12 protein-coding genes are annotated in these 16,595 nt (G+C 63.2%); 7 read left to right on the plus strand and 5 right to left on the minus strand.

What is annotated here, in order from left to right:
- Positions 1–113: 113 nt before the first annotated feature.
- Complete coding sequence (locus ACOJSI_RS03790; protein WP_420136928.1) at positions 114–1,007, minus strand: LysR family transcriptional regulator; 894 nt, start codon at positions 1,005–1,007, stop codon at positions 114–116.
- A 74-nt stretch (positions 1,008–1,081) separates the two neighbouring features.
- Between ACOJSI_RS03790 and ACOJSI_RS03795 the strand changes: the two genes are divergently transcribed.
- The 7 genes from ACOJSI_RS03795 (at position 1,082) to ACOJSI_RS03825 (ending at position 9,108) form a co-directional block, all read left to right on the plus strand.
- Positions 1,082–1,690 carry a pyridoxamine 5'-phosphate oxidase family protein gene (locus ACOJSI_RS03795; RefSeq protein ID WP_420136929.1) on the plus strand — a complete coding sequence of 203 codons (609 nt, stop codon included), beginning with the start codon at positions 1,082–1,084 and terminating at the stop codon, positions 1,688–1,690.
- Positions 1,687–2,097 carry a VOC family protein gene (locus tag ACOJSI_RS03800; protein ID WP_420136930.1) on the plus strand — a complete coding sequence of 137 codons (411 nt, stop codon included), beginning with the start codon at positions 1,687–1,689 and terminating at the stop codon, positions 2,095–2,097. The genes ACOJSI_RS03795 and ACOJSI_RS03800 overlap by 4 nt, the downstream gene beginning before the upstream one ends.
- A 118-nt stretch (positions 2,098–2,215) precedes the next feature.
- Positions 2,216–4,735: a TonB-dependent receptor gene (locus tag ACOJSI_RS03805; RefSeq protein WP_420136931.1), complete on the plus strand. Its 2,520-nt coding sequence runs from the start codon at positions 2,216–2,218 to the stop codon at positions 4,733–4,735.
- Between the two features lies 1 nt (position 4,736).
- Complete coding sequence (locus ACOJSI_RS03810; RefSeq protein WP_420136932.1) at positions 4,737–5,990, plus strand: YdcF family protein; 1,254 nt, start codon at positions 4,737–4,739, stop codon at positions 5,988–5,990.
- Positions 5,987–7,969, plus strand: a complete 1,983-nt coding sequence (locus ACOJSI_RS03815; RefSeq protein WP_420136933.1) for a glycoside hydrolase domain-containing protein — start codon at positions 5,987–5,989, stop codon at positions 7,967–7,969. Before ACOJSI_RS03810 ends, ACOJSI_RS03815 begins: the two co-directional genes overlap by 4 nt.
- Positions 7,970–8,084: 115 nt before the next feature.
- Entirely contained in the window at positions 8,085–8,630 is a 546-nt protein-coding gene (locus ACOJSI_RS03820; protein ID WP_420136934.1) for a VOC family protein, read from the plus strand.
- An 85-nt stretch (positions 8,631–8,715) separates the two neighbouring features.
- Positions 8,716–9,108 (plus strand): DoxX family protein, encoded by a 393-nt coding sequence (locus ACOJSI_RS03825; protein ID WP_420136935.1) that lies wholly within the window; start codon positions 8,716–8,718, stop codon positions 9,106–9,108.
- Positions 9,109–9,139: 31 nt separating this feature from the next.
- Here ACOJSI_RS03825 and ACOJSI_RS03830 read toward each other — a convergent pair whose 3' ends face one another.
- The 4 genes from ACOJSI_RS03830 to ACOJSI_RS03845 form a co-directional block, all read right to left on the minus strand.
- A complete protein-coding gene (locus ACOJSI_RS03830; RefSeq protein WP_420136936.1) occupies positions 9,140–10,774 on the minus strand; it encodes a Na+/H+ antiporter in 1,635 nt (544 codons plus the stop codon).
- 161 nt (positions 10,775–10,935) lie between these two features.
- Positions 10,936–12,051, minus strand: coding sequence for a glycoside hydrolase family 53 protein (locus tag ACOJSI_RS03835; RefSeq protein ID WP_420136937.1), 1,116 nt, complete (start codon positions 12,049–12,051; stop codon positions 10,936–10,938).
- Entirely contained in the window at positions 12,051–14,831 is a 2,781-nt protein-coding gene (locus ACOJSI_RS03840; protein ID WP_420136938.1) for a TonB-dependent receptor, read from the minus strand. Before ACOJSI_RS03840 ends, ACOJSI_RS03835 begins: the two co-directional genes overlap by 1 nt.
- A gap of 63 nt (positions 14,832–14,894) precedes the next feature.
- The coding region (locus ACOJSI_RS03845; protein ID WP_420136939.1) for a glycoside hydrolase family 2 TIM barrel-domain containing protein at positions 14,895–16,595 on the minus strand (1,701 nt) is incomplete at its 5' end.

The raw sequence follows: 16,595 nt of genomic DNA on the forward strand, positions 1-16,595 counted from the left end.
GCCGCAACGCGACGAAAGAGTAGCTAGACAGGATGTTCTTGGGGTTTGGCTTCGGACGCTGGCTGCATCAGGGTAAGGGGCACATCGCGCGCCATTTGCGGCCATCGCGGCGCTTAATCCCAGCCGCCTTTGTGGGCGCGTTCGCGCATCGCGTCGATGAAGGCGCGGACTGCTGGCATGGCGGCACGGCCCGCGTCGTACAGCAGATTGACCGGCACTGGCGGCGGGGATTCATTGGCGAGTACGCGCACGAGCCGTCCGGCGGTGATTGCCTCGAACGATTGATAGCTCAGTACATTCGCCAGCCCCATGCCGGCTTCCGCGGCGGCGATCGTGCTGTCTATCGTGTTGACGACCAGGCGCGGGGGCCTGTGGGATGTCGTTCCGCGCGTTTCCGGCGGTAGCACGGCGCCGCCCATGCGCAGGCCGTTGCCGGTGATATAATGGTGGTCCTTAAGGTCTGTAAGGCTGGTCGGCACCCCGTGGCGGGCGAGATAGTCCGGGCTTGCTACCACCATCAGCTCGACGGTGCCGATCGGGACTGCGCGCAACGTGCTATCTGCCAACGGGCCGATCCTAACCGCCACATCAATGCCTTCTTCAACGATGCGTACGTTGCGGTCGACCAGCATCATGCGTGCGGTCAGCCCGTCATGTTGTTCCAGCAAAGCTGTGATCGTGGGAAGCACATACATTCGCCCGAACATCACGGGCGCGGTCACATAGAGCTGGCCGCTTGGCGCCGTCTTCCGGCCGATCACCAATTGCTCCGCCTCGTTGAGGTCGGCCAGGACACGCCGGGCGCGTTCCAGGAATGCCGCGCCCTCATCCGTCAGCGACACGGCCCGCGTCGATCTGTGAAACAAGGTCGCGCCTAAATGCCGCTCCAGCCCGGCAACCGCGCGGGTGACGGCGGGCGGCGATAGGTTCAAGGCGCGTGCCGCCGCCGCAAAACCACGCCGATCAGCCACCGCGACAAAGGCACGTAGAGCTTCGAACCGATCCATTATTGTCGACGCCGCAATAGTGAACGTTCGCGATCGATGATTATCGTTGCGGCAGCAAGCATTATCTGAGCGATATGGCGGCAACCTATCTTCACACCATGTTCGGTCCCCAGGCGCGGGCGCTGCAGCAGGCGGCCGGGTCGCGCGCCTCTTATGCCCGTATGGAAGCTCATGCGGAGGAGGCCGACATGCTCGGGGAGCGCGAAATTGCGTTCATCGCCGGTCGCGACAGTTTCTACATGGGAAGCATCAGCGAGACCGGCTGGCCCTACGTCCAGCATCGCGGCGGCCCGCGTGGCTTTCTGAAACATATAGGCGGCAACCGCATCGGCTTTGCGGATTATCGCGGCAACCAGCAATTCCTCTCGACCGCTGCGGTCGCTGCGGACGATCGCGTGTCGCTGTTCCTCATGGATTATCCCAATCGGCGTCGGCTCAAGCTGATCGGCCATGCGCGCGGCAGCGATGATCCGGCCGATGTGGCTGCCCTGATGATGCCGGGGTATGCGGCCGAAGCGAACCACGCCTTTCTGATCGACGTGGTCGGCTTCGATTGGAACTGCCCGCAACACATCACGCCCCGCTTTACGGAGGCGGAGATACGCGGCGCTACCGAACCTTTGCTGGACGATCTCACCCGCTTGCGCGCCCGTATTGCCGAACTGGAGGGGAGGGACCCGTGACCGGCAAGCTGACCTGTGGTGTTCACCATGTCGGGCTCACCGTGCCAGATCTCGACCAGGCACAGGCCTTCTTCTGTGATGTGCTCGGCTTCGATCGAGTAGGCGGCGTGCCCGACTATCCCGCGATCTTTGTCAGCGACGGCGCGATCTTGCTGACATTGTGGCGGGCGGCGGATCCCGTCACGGCCCGTGCTTTCGACCGGCGGCAGAATATCGGTCTGCATCACCTATCCCTCGCGGTCGCCGACGATGCCGCTTTGGATAAACTGTGGGACAAGGTCCGCGCCCATTCCGATGTCCGGATCGATGCGGAACCCGGCCCTATCCAGCCGGGATCGGCGACCCGCCACTTCCTCATTTTCATTCCTGGCGGAATTCGGCTGGAATTCACGGTAGCGGCCACCTGACCCGCCGAGGCGATGGGCGGCCTTGTGCCCTCATGAAGGCGATCATTTGGCATTGCTTTGTCATATAAATGTAGTGAACCCGCCATACCGCACCCCTATTCCAAAAAAGGGGATCTAAATGCAGGTCGCGCGTTCGCGAGCTTATGCTCTGTCTGTAGCTTCATCCATCGGTTTGCTGGCGTCGCTGTGCACGCCAGCACGCGCGCAGGAGGCCGCTCCAGCCGCGTCGGCAGAGGCTCCGGCCGACAATCAGCAGGCGGATATCATCGTCACGGGCACCGCCGTCCGCGCGCAGCGCCGCTTCGACGTGTCCTACGCGATCAACAGCCTGTCGCAGACGGATGTCCAGCAGATCGCACCGAAGAGTTTTGCCGATCTGCTCGGCACGGTCCCCGGCATCCAGGTGGAAGCGACCGGCGGCGAGGTTCAGAATGTCACCCGCGTGCGCGGCATCCCCACCGACCGCGGCTATCTGATCTTCCAGCAGGACGGCCTGCCGCTTTACCACGAAATCGACGGCCCCTTCTTCAACTCCGGCGAAGGCATGAATCGCTATGATCTGATGAGTGAGCGTGTCGAGATCGTGCGCGGCGGTCCGGCGCCCATCTATGCCAGCAGTGCAGCCGCCATCGCCAACACCATCACGGTCACCGGCAGCGACGTTGCAAGGGGCAAGGCGCAGGTCACGCTGGGCGATACCGGCCTGTACCGTCTTGATGCGATGCAGAGCGGACCGATCGGCGAGAAAACCTATTTTGCCGTCGGCGGCTTCCTGCGCCAGCATGAAGGCTATCGGAAGAGCGGCTTCCCCAGCGACAAGGGCGGGCAGATCCGCGCCAATCTGAAGCATGATCTGGACAATGGCTTCGTGAAAATTTCGGCCATGTATGTCAACGATCACAACCTCTTCTATCTGCCGATCCCGATCGCCGATCCGCGCAATCCGGCCGTCTCGCTTGATCAATATATCGACTATCACCGCGGCACGTTGAACTCGCCGTCGCTCCGCAACGTGAACATCAAATATCGCGATGGCGCCGGTGTCATCCAGAGCCACGACCGCGATCTCGCCGATGGCCGGCACATGCGCTTCTTCAACGCGGGCCTGGACTATGAAGGCGATTTCGACGGTTGGCAGGTGTCGGCCAAGGCCGGGTTTACCAAGGGCCGGAGCAGTTTCGATGCCTTTTACTCGACCACCAATCCGGTCGACGCCGTGGCGTTCGCGACCGGAACCAACCTGACCAACGCGCGCGCTGCGTTCGGACCAGGCGTTGCCCGCCTCGGCTATGCTTTTGCGGGCACGAACGGCGCATCCGTCTATGATCCGGCTTCCGCATCGGGGCTCGTCCTGTCGGGCCAATATCGCATGTCAGAATCCAAATTCTATTCCGGGCAGGCGGATGTCAGCGTCACCCGCCGGATCGAGACCGGGCTTGGCACGCATGATCTGCGCGTCGGTGCCTATGGCTCCGTTTATGGCAATACGCTGCTCCAGGCTTATCAGGATATGCTGATCGAGTTGCGCAGCAAGCCGCGGACGCTCGACCTTGTGGCCTATTCGGCCAACGGCGCGGTGCTGGGGTCGGTCACGCAGAACGGCGTGCTACGCTACACCACGACATTGAACCAGGGTAAGGGCGACGCGAAGATGCTCGCCGTTTATGCCAACGATACCTGGGATGTGACGCGTGGCCTGCGCATCGATTTCGGCATCCGCCATGAATGGTATGATTATGATGGCTATGCGCTGGCGACCGCGCAGGCCAATCTGGGCGATCCGACGACCCTGGCGGACGACACGACGCGGGCCTTCACCGGCGCTATCATCAACCAGAGCCTGCATCCCAAGGCTACCAATTGGACCGTCGGTGCTGACTATGATTTCACCAGCAACCTCGGCATCTATGGCCGCGTATCCAATCTGGAAGTGCCGCCGCAGCTGGGTGTGGTGACCAGCATCGCACCGACGATCGTCAAGACCAAAGCCCGCCAATATGAAGTGGGCGTTAAGGCAAGTTTCGGGCGCAATTATCTGTATCTCACCGGATTCTATACGAAGTTCGATCCGTTCAACGCCTCCTTCGCAGCCTTCAATCCGGTCACCGGGCAGAACGATCAGTCGCTGCCGTTCGTTGGCGAAGCGACCGTCAAGGGCGTGGAGATTGACGGGAGGCTGGCGCCGGTCCGCTGGTTCTCGATCACCGGATCGGTTACGCGCCAGCAGCCGGAATATCGCAATCTGGTGAATACGTCGGGCGCGGATCCGAGCTCAGTCAACGGCAATCAGATCATCCGCGAAGCCAAATTCTTTGGGAACGTGCGGCCTGCTTTCAACGTCAATATGGGCGAAGCGCGCGTGGAGCTGTTCGGCCGCTATGATTGGGTCGGCCGTCGCTACGTCGACTTTTTCAGCAAGACAGCGATGCCGGGCTACCAGACGGTCGGCGTCGGTGCGGCGGTGGAATGGAAGGCATGGCGTTTCCAGGTCGTCGGTGACAACATCACCAACGCCAAGGGTCTGACCGAGGGCAATACCCGCACCGATCAATTTGCGGGGCAGGGGACGGCCGAGGCCATCTACGGACGGCCGTTGTTCGGCCGCAACTTCCGCTTCATCCTCAGCCGGAGCTGGTGACATGCGCCACTCGTCCGCAGCCTTGATTGTCGCAGCGGCGCTACTGGCACCCGGAGCAATCCAGGCCAGGACAGCGCCGGCCGTCGCCGTGGCTGCGGACGAGACGCTCGAAAGCCAAGTGTTCCCGCTACTCACCATGCTGCGCTCGGCAGAGGGCTGGGCGGCGGCACTACGCAGCGACCCGATCCTGCGTCGACTTGCCGCCGATCGCGCTCAACGGGTGCCGGCGGGCGCCTGCACGCCAACCCCGCGGTGCCTGGTCGATCCGTGGGATTGGACGGCAGCGGATATCCGGACGGTCGATACGCAGCTTCGTCTGCTGATTCGTAATCCAGATCTGGCGCGGGCGCTAGCGACGCGCCTGATCCGCCCCTCCGGCAAATTTGGTCGCTATGCCGCGTTGAGCGATGCAGATCTGGTCGCAGCGGCCTGGGCCAGCACGGCGGCAGCGCTTAACCACATTATTGCCGTCTATGCGAAAGGTGAGCCGCCGCTCTATCCGAAGATCGACGCGATCATTTTCAATGCGGCGTCGCCCGAATTCGCCGAAGCGCTGAGCGCCCACGGCGCGGCCATCATGGCGCAGCAGCGTGCCAACGATCTCTTCTTCGATACCTCGCAACGTTATGCGGTCGGCCTCTTGCGCATGAACGAGCGGACGGATGCTGGCCGCTATCTGCCCGTACTTGGCGGCGAGAATGAGAGTGCGACACGGCGTGTCGCGCGTACCGACTGGAAGGCCGCGCCTTACACGGCCCTGCTAGTATTTGGCCATGGGCCGGAAGATCCGGTGTCCCGCACCGGCGTGATGGGGCATATCCGCCTGGAGATTGCGGCGGACCTTTATAAGCGTGGCGTTGCGCCCTTCCTGATCGTGTCCGGCGGCAACGTGCATCCCAACCGCACGCCGTTCAACGAAGCGGTGGAAATGAAGCGCATTTTGATCGGCGACTACGGCATTCCGGCCGATCGCATCCTGATCGAGCCGCATGCCCGGCACACGACTACGAACCTGCGCAATTGCGCGCGCCTGTTGATCGCGGCGGGCTTCCCGGTCGACCGGGAAGCCCTGGTTGTCTCCGATCCGCGCACGATCGACTATATCGGCAGCGATGTTATGGCGCAGCGTAACCTACGCGAGATGGGCGTTCAGCCCGGCAAGCTGGTGCCGGGACCGGATCGCTTCAGCTTGCGCTTCACGCCCGATCCTATCGCCTTCCAGGTGGAGGCGGCGGGCGATCCGCTCGATCCATGAGCCGTCCTGCATCCTTGTTGCCCCTGGCCATCGCGCTGGCATTTTCGTCGGCGGCAATAGCTCGCGAACCGGTCGCATGGGTCAACCCCTTCATCGGCACGCTGGCGGACTTCGGGCAGCTTAGTCCCGCCGCGGTGGCGCCCTATGGGATGGTCCAGCTGGGGCCTGATACCGATCCGGCCAATCATGCCGGTTATGACTTTGCGGCGCGGCAATTGACCGGCTTCTCGCACACGCGGGCGGTGGGGGTGGGCTGCAGCGGCGCGGGCGGGGATGTTCGGGTTGCCTTGGGCTATGCTGGAACGGGCTCCGCCTGGCTCATGGATAAAGACCAGGAACGCGCAACAGCGGGCTATTATTCGGTGCGATATGGCAACGGCATCACCGCCGCCATGACCGCCACGCGCGGCGCGGGCGTGATCCGCTTCGTCCTGCCGCGGGATGGACGGATCACCCTGACGATAGCATTCGATCATGGCTATTCGCGTCGGCATGGCGCGCAATGGCAATCAGCGCCGGACGGGGAGCTTCGGGCGAGCTTCAGTGCGGGTACGGTCTGCGACGTCGGCACCTACCATCTGAACTCCGCGACGCTCGTGTCCCGCAATGGCGGTGCGGCGCACCCGCAGTGGACGGGCCCAAGCGGCGAGGCCCGGACGATGCTCGATATCCGCAAGGGCGACGTGATCGAGGTCCGCACCGGCCTCTCATCGGTCGATCCGGCGGCGGCCGCTGGCGTGCGCGCCGCCGAGTTGGGGCGGCGTTCGTTTTCTATCATCGCCGCCGCCACCCGGGCCGATTGGAACCGCCAGCTGTCCCGCCTCACCATCCAGGGCACTCGCGAACAGCAGGTCATCTTCGCCACAGCCCTGTTCCGGGTGATGCAGACGCCGGTCGCGATCGCCGATCCGGATGGCCGCTTCCGCGGCAGCGACGGCAGCGTGGCGCAGCTGCCAGCGGGCGAGCAATATTATACCAGCTGGGCCCTCTGGGACAATTATCGCACCCAGATGCCGCTGCTGGCGCTCCTCGATCCGGCGCGCGCCGGCGCCATCGCCCGGTCGCTCGTACGCCTTTACCAAACTGGAAAGCAGCGCTGGGGGACGCCGACCGAACCCTTCCTCACCGTCCGTACCGAACATGCCGGCATCGTGCTGCTGGATTTTCGGCGCCGAGGTATCGTCGACTTCGACGCGAAGGCCGCGCTTGCCGGCATGGTGGCGGAAAGCGCAACCCTGGCGCGCAAGACGCCCGACGAGCAGATCGAGGCGGCCTATGACGATTGGGCGGTCGCGGAGCTCGCATCCGATCTGGGCGAAAGGGATCTTGCGGCGCGCTTCCGCGCCAAGGCCTTGTCGTATCGCACGATGTGGAAGAGCATTTTCGCGACGCTGGGGCCGGACGCGGATGTCGTCCATGCGCGCGGCCTTTATCAGGGGACGCTGGCGCAATATCGCTGGGCGCCTGTTTTCGACTTGAAGTGGATGGCGGACACGCTCGGGCAGCGCTTCCGCCCGGAGCTGGAGCAATTCTTCGCCCGCAACCTGTTCAACATGACCAACGAGCCGGACATCCAGGTTCCTTACATGCTCGCATGGGCCGGGGATGCGGCGGCGGCGCGCCGGATCGTCGCCCAGTATTTGCAGCAGCCGGTGCCCCATCGCTACACCAATGCCGGTGTACGCCCGCAGCCGTGGATCGGCCGCAGCTTCACGGCAGGTCCGCAGGGTTTTGCCGACGGGATGGACGATGATGCCGGTGCCATGTCCGCATGGTACATCTGGTCGACGCTCGGCCTTTATCCGCTGACGCTGGGCAGGCCCGAACTGGTCGCGACGACGCCCTTCGTCGCGAAAGCGACGCTGCGGGTGCCCGGCCGCGCGCCGCTCATCGTTCGCCCTGGTGACCATGGCGGCGTGAGGCTGGAAGGGGGCGCTCAGCCCAGTCCGATCAGGATCCTCTCGCGACCAGCAGGATAGTCTCGCGATGGCGCCCTGGTAGCGGGACGATCCGGTACGAGGTTTAACGCTGTTTCATGAGCCCGGCGCTCGCTCGACTCTTATCATGGCTTCTCGTTCTACGGAGGAGAGCCCTATGTCTGATGCGCATTATCCGGTCGCCGTTACCCACGTCGGGCTGACGGTGAGCGATGTCTATGCCGCCACCGATTGGTATGTCGACGTGCTGGGTTGCCGCCACACAATCGGTCCGCTGCACATCCGCAACGATGGCTCGCCGGTCTCCAATGTCTTCAAGGACATTTTCGGCGATCCGATGCAGGAGCTATATGTAAGCCACCTCGCCACGGCCAATGGCGTCGGCATCGAACTCTTCCAGTTTGTGACGCCGCCGACGGAGGATAGCCGGCCGAACAATTTCGAATATTGGAAGACCGGCGTCTTTCACTTCTGCGTGGTCGATCCGGATATCGAAGGGCTTGCTAAACGGATCGCCGACAGCGGCGGCAAACAGAATTCCAAGATCTGGACCCTGTTCGAGGGCGAACCTTACCGCTGCGTCTATTGCCAGGATCCGTGGGGCAATCTGATCGAAATCTACACCCATTCGACGGAACTGTTCTACGCCAACCGCGACACCCACGCGATGCATGTCCCCGATAAGCTGATCGACAAGCGCTGATCCCGTCCAACGCTGATGGTCCGCGCCATATCAAGGCGCGGGCCTATCGCCTGCGTCCGGATTTTCACGTTCCTTGAGGGATGGCATGCCTGCTACTTTTTCGCGCACTTTCGGCCGGGGCCTGGTGGTCGCCGCGGCCCTGCTGCTTTTGCTGGACGGCGTGGTGCAATTCGCGTCGCCGGCCGGGTTGGTGGCGGCGCTCGTCCATATCGGCTTCCCACGGGATGCAGGGCCGACGCTGGCCTACCTGACATTTTGCTGCGCGCTGCCGTTACTCCTCCCAAGGCTGGCACCCCTCGGGGCGATCTTGACGACCGGCTATCTGGGCGGCGCGATCTGCGCGCACGCGCGTATCGGCGAACTGCTCGCACCTCCGCAATTTGTATGCGCGGCGCTCGGGGGCGGCATTTGGATCGGCCTCGCCTTGGCAGATCAGCGAATAGCCGCGGCCTTGCGGCCTTTTGCGCCACCGGACTGAGCCGATCGATGTTCAACGCCGGCGAATCGCCCTATGTCTTGTAGCGTATCTCCAGCAGATCCAGTTCGCGAATGAGCTTCTGTGCGATCGCGCTGCCAATCTCCCCGGCGCGGGCAAGGCGGAAAATCTCACTTCGCTCTGCGGCGAGGGCGGCGAGCCGCAGATCGCGCTCGATCCGCTCATGCTGCCGCGCTTCGGATAAGCTGCGGCCTTCCTGGCTGCGAACATCGATGCGCTCGCGATACAGGTCCATGATCCGCGTTCCGGCGCCGGCATAGCGATCGGCATCGCTCCGGCCGTCGGCCAAGGCATGCTGGGCCCGCTCGATCTCACGAATTGCGGCCTCCGATGCGGCGACGCGGGCGCGATCTTCCTCCGCCTGCATCGATGGTTCGGCCGGCATGCGCAGATCGCGCAGCAGCAACGGCAGGACCACGCTGGCCATGATCAGTGAGAGGATGATCACGCCGGTTGCCAGAAAGATCGCAAGATCGCGCGCGGGGAAGGGTGTGCCGTCGCGCATCGCCAGGGGGATTGTCAGCACACCCGCCAGCGTGATCGCGCCGCGCACACCGGCAAAGGACATGGCCGCGATCAGCCGCCAGTCCGGGCTGCGGAACGGCACATCGGCCCGCCGCCGCAGCAGCGTCAGCCGGAACGATACCCACACCCAGGCGAAGCGCAGCGCCGCCAGCGCTACCATGATCGCGAGAACATAGGCCGCGAGCCACCATGGGTTGCTGTGGCCGGTGACCTTCACCGTTTCGCTGGCTTTCTCAACAATTGCGGGCAATTGCTCGCCCAGCAGCACGAAAATGATGCCGTTCAGCGCGAATTGGATCGTGTCCCACACCGAATTGCGCCGCATGCGGGTTGCGGGCAGGGCCTGACGGGATACTTCCGCAAAGGTCATCGTCACCCCAGCTGCAACTACGGCGAGGATGCCCGAGCAGTGGAGATGTTCGGCAGAGATATAGGCTGCAAACGGGATTAGCAGGCTGATCAGCACCTGCGAGCCGGTATCCTCGCCAAACCGGTTGGACACCCATGCCTTGGCGCGCGTGACCACCAGCGTGACGGCAATGCCCACGGCAAGGCCGCCCAGCGCCAGCCAGAGGAAGGTCAGGCTGGCTTGCGCGACGGAGAAGGAGCCGGTGAGCGCGGCGGCGATGGCGAAGCGCAGGCAGACCAGGCCGGTTGCGTCATTCAGCAGCGATTCCCCTTCCAGTATATGCATCATGCGACGGGGAATGGGCACGCGCGCCGCGATGGCGGACACCGCGATAGGGTCGGTCGGCGAGACGACCGCCGCCAGCGCAAAGGCGACACCCAGCGGCATGGCGGGGATCATCCAGTCAATGAACAGACCGACGCCAACGACAGTGAGCAACACGAGGCCAAGCGCCAACTCGACTACCGTCGAGAGATCCTTCAGCATCTCGTCTTTGGGGATCCGCCAGCCGTCCAGGAACAGCAGCGGCGGAAGGAACAGCAAAAGGAACAGTTCGGGGTCCAGCTCCACGCGCAGATGCGCAACCAGCCCGATGACAGCCCCCAGGCCAATCTGCACGAGCGGCGTCGGCACATTCAACGGCAGCATCCGCGAGATTGCGCCACTGATCACGACGGCAAGCAGCAGCAGCAATACGATCGAGACGATTTCCAAAACACACTCCCTGTCGTCCGGTCGTTACGCCCCCCTCTGGTCTAGATAGGGCCATGGCCGGCTCAAACCACCCAAAACTGTCCAACATGCGGGCAAAAGGGCAGCGCGCTGAGGGTCGTCAGGGAAACGCGTTGCTGTTTTGGGCCATTATTCAGCCCGGGTCAGCGGGCGGCAGGGCGCCGATATTTCCAAGACAGGAAGTCGAAAGCGGGCAGCGCATCATGCTGCTTATAATCGAACCAGGCGGCATTTTCCCAATTGGAGCCTTTGCCCCAGCGCGTCCCGCAGCGGGTCGAGACCCAGTTCGGCTCCCAATAAACCACGCCTATCCCACCGGCATCGATAATGGTCTGGGTCAGATCGATCAGATAGCGGCGCTGGCCCGCGGGTGTCGCCGGATAGTCGGGTACCAGCGTGTCCTCGCCCAGGAGATTGGGGGATGTATCGGCGTTCTCGGTTGTGAACGGATAGGCCGTCTCGACCACGATCACGTCGGCCTTGTAGCGCTGCTTGACGGCCGCGATGGTCGTGCCGAGCTCTGCCATCGAGCGCACCGACCATTTCTTGTAATAGCTGATGCCGATAATGTCATAATCCAGGACGCCCGCGGCGGTGGCGTCGTCGAACCAGGGTTGGACATGTTCCGGCTGGGCGATGTGGAGCATGATGCGCGGATTGATCTTCGCGGTCTTGCCCGCATCGCGCACGGCCCTGATCCCGGCGTTGAGCAAGGTCGCATTGCGGGTCCAGTTGATCTTGCGTTCCTTCACGCCGCCCATCAGCTCGGGATTGGTCTCGTTACCGACCTGCACCATCTCCGGCATCAGCCCCTGTGCATCCAGCGTGCCCAGCACGTCGCGCGTGTAGGCGTATAACGCCTTGGCCTGCGCCGCCGTATCCAGCTTGGCCCAGGCGACCGGCGCGATCTGCTTCTCTCCATCCGCCCAATCGTCCGAATAATGGAAGTCGAGCAGGACCTGCATGCCCGCGCCCTTCGCGCGGCGGATCGTCTTGGTCACATCGGCGAGGTTGCTATATGTCGTCCATGTGGCCTTGTTCCAGATGCGCACGCGAACGATGTTGCCGCCCTTGGCCGCGAGCAGCCTGTACGGATCCACCGGTTTGCCGCCGGATCGATAGACTGCGCCGCAATCCTCCATCTCATTCACGTAGGATAGATCCGCCCCCAGATAGAGGCCGCTCGCCGGCTTGGGCGCTAGCGGCGCCGCCTGCGCGGTGGACGCCAGCAGCGCCGCAATCACAATAAGCCTTCGCATCAGAAGTTGATGCCCGCGCCAAGCATGAAGCGTCGGCCGAACTTCTCGAACCGCCCCTGCAGGCGCCGATCGCCATAATAGGTTTCGAACGGCTCGTTGGTTAGGTTGCTCGCCTGGGCCAATATCTGCAGCCCCTTGAAGCGTGATCCGTCGCCGAATGTGTAGGAGGTCTGGAAATCCAGCACGCCTTCGGGGGCGGTGTAGAGAATGCGGTCCGTGTCGCCGAGTTCGGTCGCGTAGGCACTGCGGTAGCGATAGGCGATCCGCGCTTCGAACCCCGACTTGCTGTAGTAGAGCGTCGCGTTGGCAACGTGCTTGGACAGGCCAGGCAGGGCGATCGGGCCGATCGCATTGTCCGCTTCCTGGACCGAGATGTTGCTGTCGGTATAGCTGTAGTTGAGATAGACGCCGAGCCCGTCCAGCGGCTTTGGCAGGAAGGTGAAGGCCTTCTGGAACAGCACCTCGACGCCCTTCACCTCGCCACCCTTGCCGTTGATCGGCTGGGTGAAGGTTCCGGTGGGAATGCCATTGGCGTCCCGTGTCGTCGTGGTGTTGGTGGCGATGAACGTATCCAGCTTCTTGTAGAAACCGGAAATGGTGAGCGCGCTGTCGCGATCGAAATACCATTCGAAGGTAAGGTCGAGCTGCTTGGCGCGAAACGGTTCCAGCAGCGGATTACCGCCACGCAGTTCGGGTACGCCGGTGCTGCCGCTGTAGGTCGAACTGCCCGCATTCAGATCGTCGAGCGGCGCGCGCGCGATCGCCTTGCTCGCGCCGAAACGGATCTGCACCTCCGGGCTGACCTTCAGGGTCAGATTCAGGTTCGGTAGCCAATCGGTGAAGGCATTGGTGACGGTGAACGGCGTCAGGATCGGCGGGATCGCGCTGTTGGTGCCGTCCAGCTTGGTGCTGCTCGATGTCGTCTTCGTGTGGACGACGCGCACACCGACATTGCCAGTCAGTGGCATATCGCCCAGCGACATATCGATATTGCCCTGGATGTAGCCGGCATAGGTCTTCTCGCCGACCACCCAGCTGGCCGCCTGATCATAGATCGTCTCGGTGGGATCGACCGTCCCGAGCAGCCGGTTGATCGCCTTGGGAATGTTGATCGACATGGTTTGCGGCAGATTGCCGAACGCGCCGGGGAAGGTGACCGGACTGTTGAGCAGATCCGCATCCACCGGCACGCGGTTGGCGGCGTCGATGCCGGAATATTGCGAGCGGGAGGTCAGGTCCTTCGTGCGATCGGTATAGCGGGTGCCGATGACGATCGACTTCAGGAAACTTCCGTTCAGATCGCGCTGGATGTCGCCCTTCAGCGTCAGCAACTTGTCGTTGATCAGCGGCGCGCCGGTGCCGGTCGGGATTTCGAAATTGGCGATGCGGTTGATCGATGGATCGGTCAGTGATCGATCGAAGCTCATGCTCGCCGGATTGCCCCGCGTGGCCAAGAAGCTGGACGTCGTGCCGTAGCTGTCCTGATAGGTGAAGGGCGGGTTGGTGGCCGAATATTCGGTCACCAGCGAGAGGAATTGCTGGTCGCGGTGCGTTTTCGAATAGCCGACGTCGCCCGTCAGCGTCCAGTCGTCGGCTTTATATTTGGCGTTCAGGCCGCCAGCGTACAGATTGTCCTTGAAGAAGAATTGCTCGTTCACGTTGCGAACGTCGAGCCCGAAGATGTTTGTATTGTTGCTCGCCGTGATGCCGGTCACATTGCCGTCGACGACGGTGGCGTTGGAGAAGGCGTTACCGAACGGCAGGTTCAGCACGCGCACGCCGCGCTGTGTCTCGTCGAACTTCACCCGGCTGTAGAAGAAGTCGCCGTTCAGCTCGAAATTACCGGCGCCGGGTCGCCACTGCACCGCGGCCATCGCGCCATGACGGATATCGTCGCCGCCGCGCACCAGCGCCTCATAGCCATAAGGGATATTGTCATAAACGTTGGGCGCATTGCCGGCCGCACCGCGACCGTCGCCGTTGATATCCTGAAAGCTGTTGGTCGAGCGAAAGATATTGGTGCGCGCGGTCGCATTGGCCTGGCGACGGCCGGAATAGCCGAGCGCAATCCCCAGCGTATTGTCGGCAAACTGATCGACGTAGGAGATGCTGCCGATATAGCCCAACGGCTTGGTGTCCGAGATATCGTCGGCCAAATCGTTATAGCTCGCGCGGACATTGATCGCGATGCGCCGGCTCTTCTGATCAAGCGGACGCACCGTCTGCAGATCGACCTGGCCCGCGATGGCGCCCTCGACCTGCGATGCTGTCGGCGATTTGAAGACGTAGGCCCCGTTCAGCAATTCCGCCGGATAATCATCGTAGCGAATGTTGCGATTGGCTTCGGCCGAGACGATCTCGCGCCCGTTGAGCAAGGTGTTGACCAGATTTGGCCCGAGACCACGGATCGAGATCTGCGTGCCATTGCCGCGATCGCGATTGGTGGCGAGGCCGGGCAGACGGGCGAGCGATTCCGCGATGCTGGCTTCGGGCAGCTTGCCCAGATCTTCGGCGGACAGGACTTCCTGGACACGATCGGCGTTGCGCTTCTGGTTGATTGCGGTGCGAAGCGATTGGCGATAGCCGGTGACCACCACCTCCTGATCCCCGCCTCCATTGGTCGGCGCAGCCGTTTCTGCTTGTGCGCTGGTGCTTGTGCCTCCGCCCGGACTGCTGGGAGCGGGCGATGCATTCGATTGCGCGGCGGCCGCGCTGGATACCGAAAGAAGGCTCACCGCAGCGAGCAAAAAACCGCGATCGTACACAGAAACTCTCCCCATCCGACGCTCCTTGATCGGCGTCGTTGGGCTTTTTGTATGATAATTAATATCTGTCTGGCAAGGCTATTTTGGCGTGGGCTTCGTCAGCACGCTCAGAGAACCGCTCGCAAGGCCCGGGCTGGCGGCTGTGATCCGGATCGGGCCGGGCGTCGCGCCGATGCGGACGATGGCCTGGGCCAAGCCGTGGAAGGCGCTGCGCACGGTTGCATGGTCCGGCTCCAGACAGGTGGGATCGCCATTGCCGACGCCGATGATCTCGGCGTCCCCCGCGACGCTGAAGGTCAGTGTGTTCGCCGCTTCGGGTGCTGGCCGGCCGCGTCGATCCACGATCTCTGCGCGCACCACCACGACATCGTCGCCGGTCGCGGCGCCCAGGCGTTTATCCGCCGTCAGCGCGATAGCTGCCGCAGGCCCCGCCGTTTCGCGTATCGTTTGCGCAACCTGGCGTCCTGCGTTGAAGCCACGGGCTTCGATCCGGCCTGGCGCATAGACCACGCTCCACGCCAGATGGCCGTTACGCGGCATCGGCTTGCGGCCGAGGGATCGGCCGTTGAGCAGCAGGTCTACTTCCTCGCAATTGCCGTGGACCCACACCTCGATCGGCGTGCCCTCATGGCCAGGCCAAGTCCAATGGGGCAGCAGGTGCACCAGCGGCAGATCGGGGCGCCACCAGCTGCGGTAATAGTAATAATTGTCTTTGGGGAAGCCGCAGGTGTCGAGCACGCCGAAGTAGCTCGAGATGCTGGGAAATTGGGAATAAGGCGTGGGCTCGCCGCGATAATCGAACCCAGTCCAAATGAAGCCGCCTGCGATATAGGGGCGCTCCGCCGCGATCGTCCACCAGCTTTCCGCGGTGGAAGCCCACCATGGATGTTCGGTATCGTAGGCCCGCACGACATGCGCCGCGGCATCGTTCGCATAAGCGCCGCGTGTCGCGACTGTGCTGCCGGTTTCGGATCCATAGACCGGCACCTGCGGATGCCCGGCGTGGAAGGCTTCGATCTTGTCGGTCCGATAGTTGAAGCCGAGCACGTCCACCACGCGGGCGGCGCCCTTGTCCCAGCTATTGTCAAAGGCAAAGGTCGTCGGCCGGGTAGGATCGAGCGCCCGGACGCGTGCCTGCATTGCGGCCGTCACGCGTGCGCCACGCGCCGTGCCCTGCTGCGGTTCTTCATTGCCGAGCGACCAGGCGATCACGCACGGGTGATTGCGGTCGCGCCGCACGATCCGCTCCAGCTCGTTCATCGATTCCACATCGCTGCTGTTGCGGCGCGCTTCGACGATCATCAGCATGCCCTTGTCGTCGCACAGATCCAGCAGGACTTGCGCAGGCGGATTGTGGGCGCTGCGCCAGGCATTGGATCTCATAGCCTTGAGTTGGTCGACCCTCCAGGCATGCAGCGCGTCCGGGATGCCGGTGCCGACACCGGCATGATCCTGGTGATTGCAGGTGCCGAGCAGCTTCACGGGCCGCCCGTTCAGCAGGAACCCGCGTGCGGCATCGAATTGTATCCGGCGGATGCCAAACGAGGTCTCATACGCGTCCACCATCGCTCCGGACACCACGATCTCGGTGCGTAGACGGTACAATGAGGGCGTTTCGATCGACCAAAGCTGGGGTGTGCGCACGGTCGTGTTGGCGATTGCGCTGGCGGTGCTGCGGGCGGGGAGGGCCACAGACACGATGGGCAGCGACGCAACCGTGCTGCCGCCGGGATCCCGGATCGTCTGGTGGATCTCCGCAGTCGCGGCGCTCGCGCCAAC

The organism is Sphingomonas sp., from assembly GCF_048595155.1.
In the GTDB taxonomy this organism is placed as follows: domain Bacteria; phylum Pseudomonadota; class Alphaproteobacteria; order Sphingomonadales; family Sphingomonadaceae; genus Sphingomonas_I.

What these genes read in the sequence shown, in the direction of transcription:
- ACOJSI_RS03815 (WP_420136933.1), top strand. Translation starts at nt 5,987, where the DNA reads ATGAGCCGTCCTGCATCCTTGTTGCCCCTGGCCATCGCGCTGGCATTT.
- ACOJSI_RS03825 (WP_420136935.1), top strand. Translation starts at nt 8,716, where the DNA reads ATGCCTGCTACTTTTTCGCGCACTTTCGGCCGGGGCCTGGTGGTCGCC.
- ACOJSI_RS03810 (WP_420136932.1), top strand. Translation starts at nt 4,737, where the DNA reads ATGCGCCACTCGTCCGCAGCCTTGATTGTCGCAGCGGCGCTACTGGCA.
- ACOJSI_RS03805 (WP_420136931.1), top strand. Translation starts at nt 2,216, where the DNA reads ATGCAGGTCGCGCGTTCGCGAGCTTATGCTCTGTCTGTAGCTTCATCC.
- ACOJSI_RS03820 (WP_420136934.1), top strand. Translation starts at nt 8,085, where the DNA reads ATGTCTGATGCGCATTATCCGGTCGCCGTTACCCACGTCGGGCTGACG.
- ACOJSI_RS03835 (WP_420136937.1), bottom strand. Translation starts at nt 12,051, where the DNA reads ATGCGAAGGCTTATTGTGATTGCGGCGCTGCTGGCGTCCACCGCGCAG.
- ACOJSI_RS03795 (WP_420136929.1), top strand. Translation starts at nt 1,082, where the DNA reads ATGGCGGCAACCTATCTTCACACCATGTTCGGTCCCCAGGCGCGGGCG.
- ACOJSI_RS03790 (WP_420136928.1), bottom strand. Translation starts at nt 1,007, where the DNA reads ATGGATCGGTTCGAAGCTCTACGTGCCTTTGTCGCGGTGGCTGATCGG.
- ACOJSI_RS03840 (WP_420136938.1), bottom strand. Translation starts at nt 14,831, where the DNA reads ATGGGGAGAGTTTCTGTGTACGATCGCGGTTTTTTGCTCGCTGCGGTG.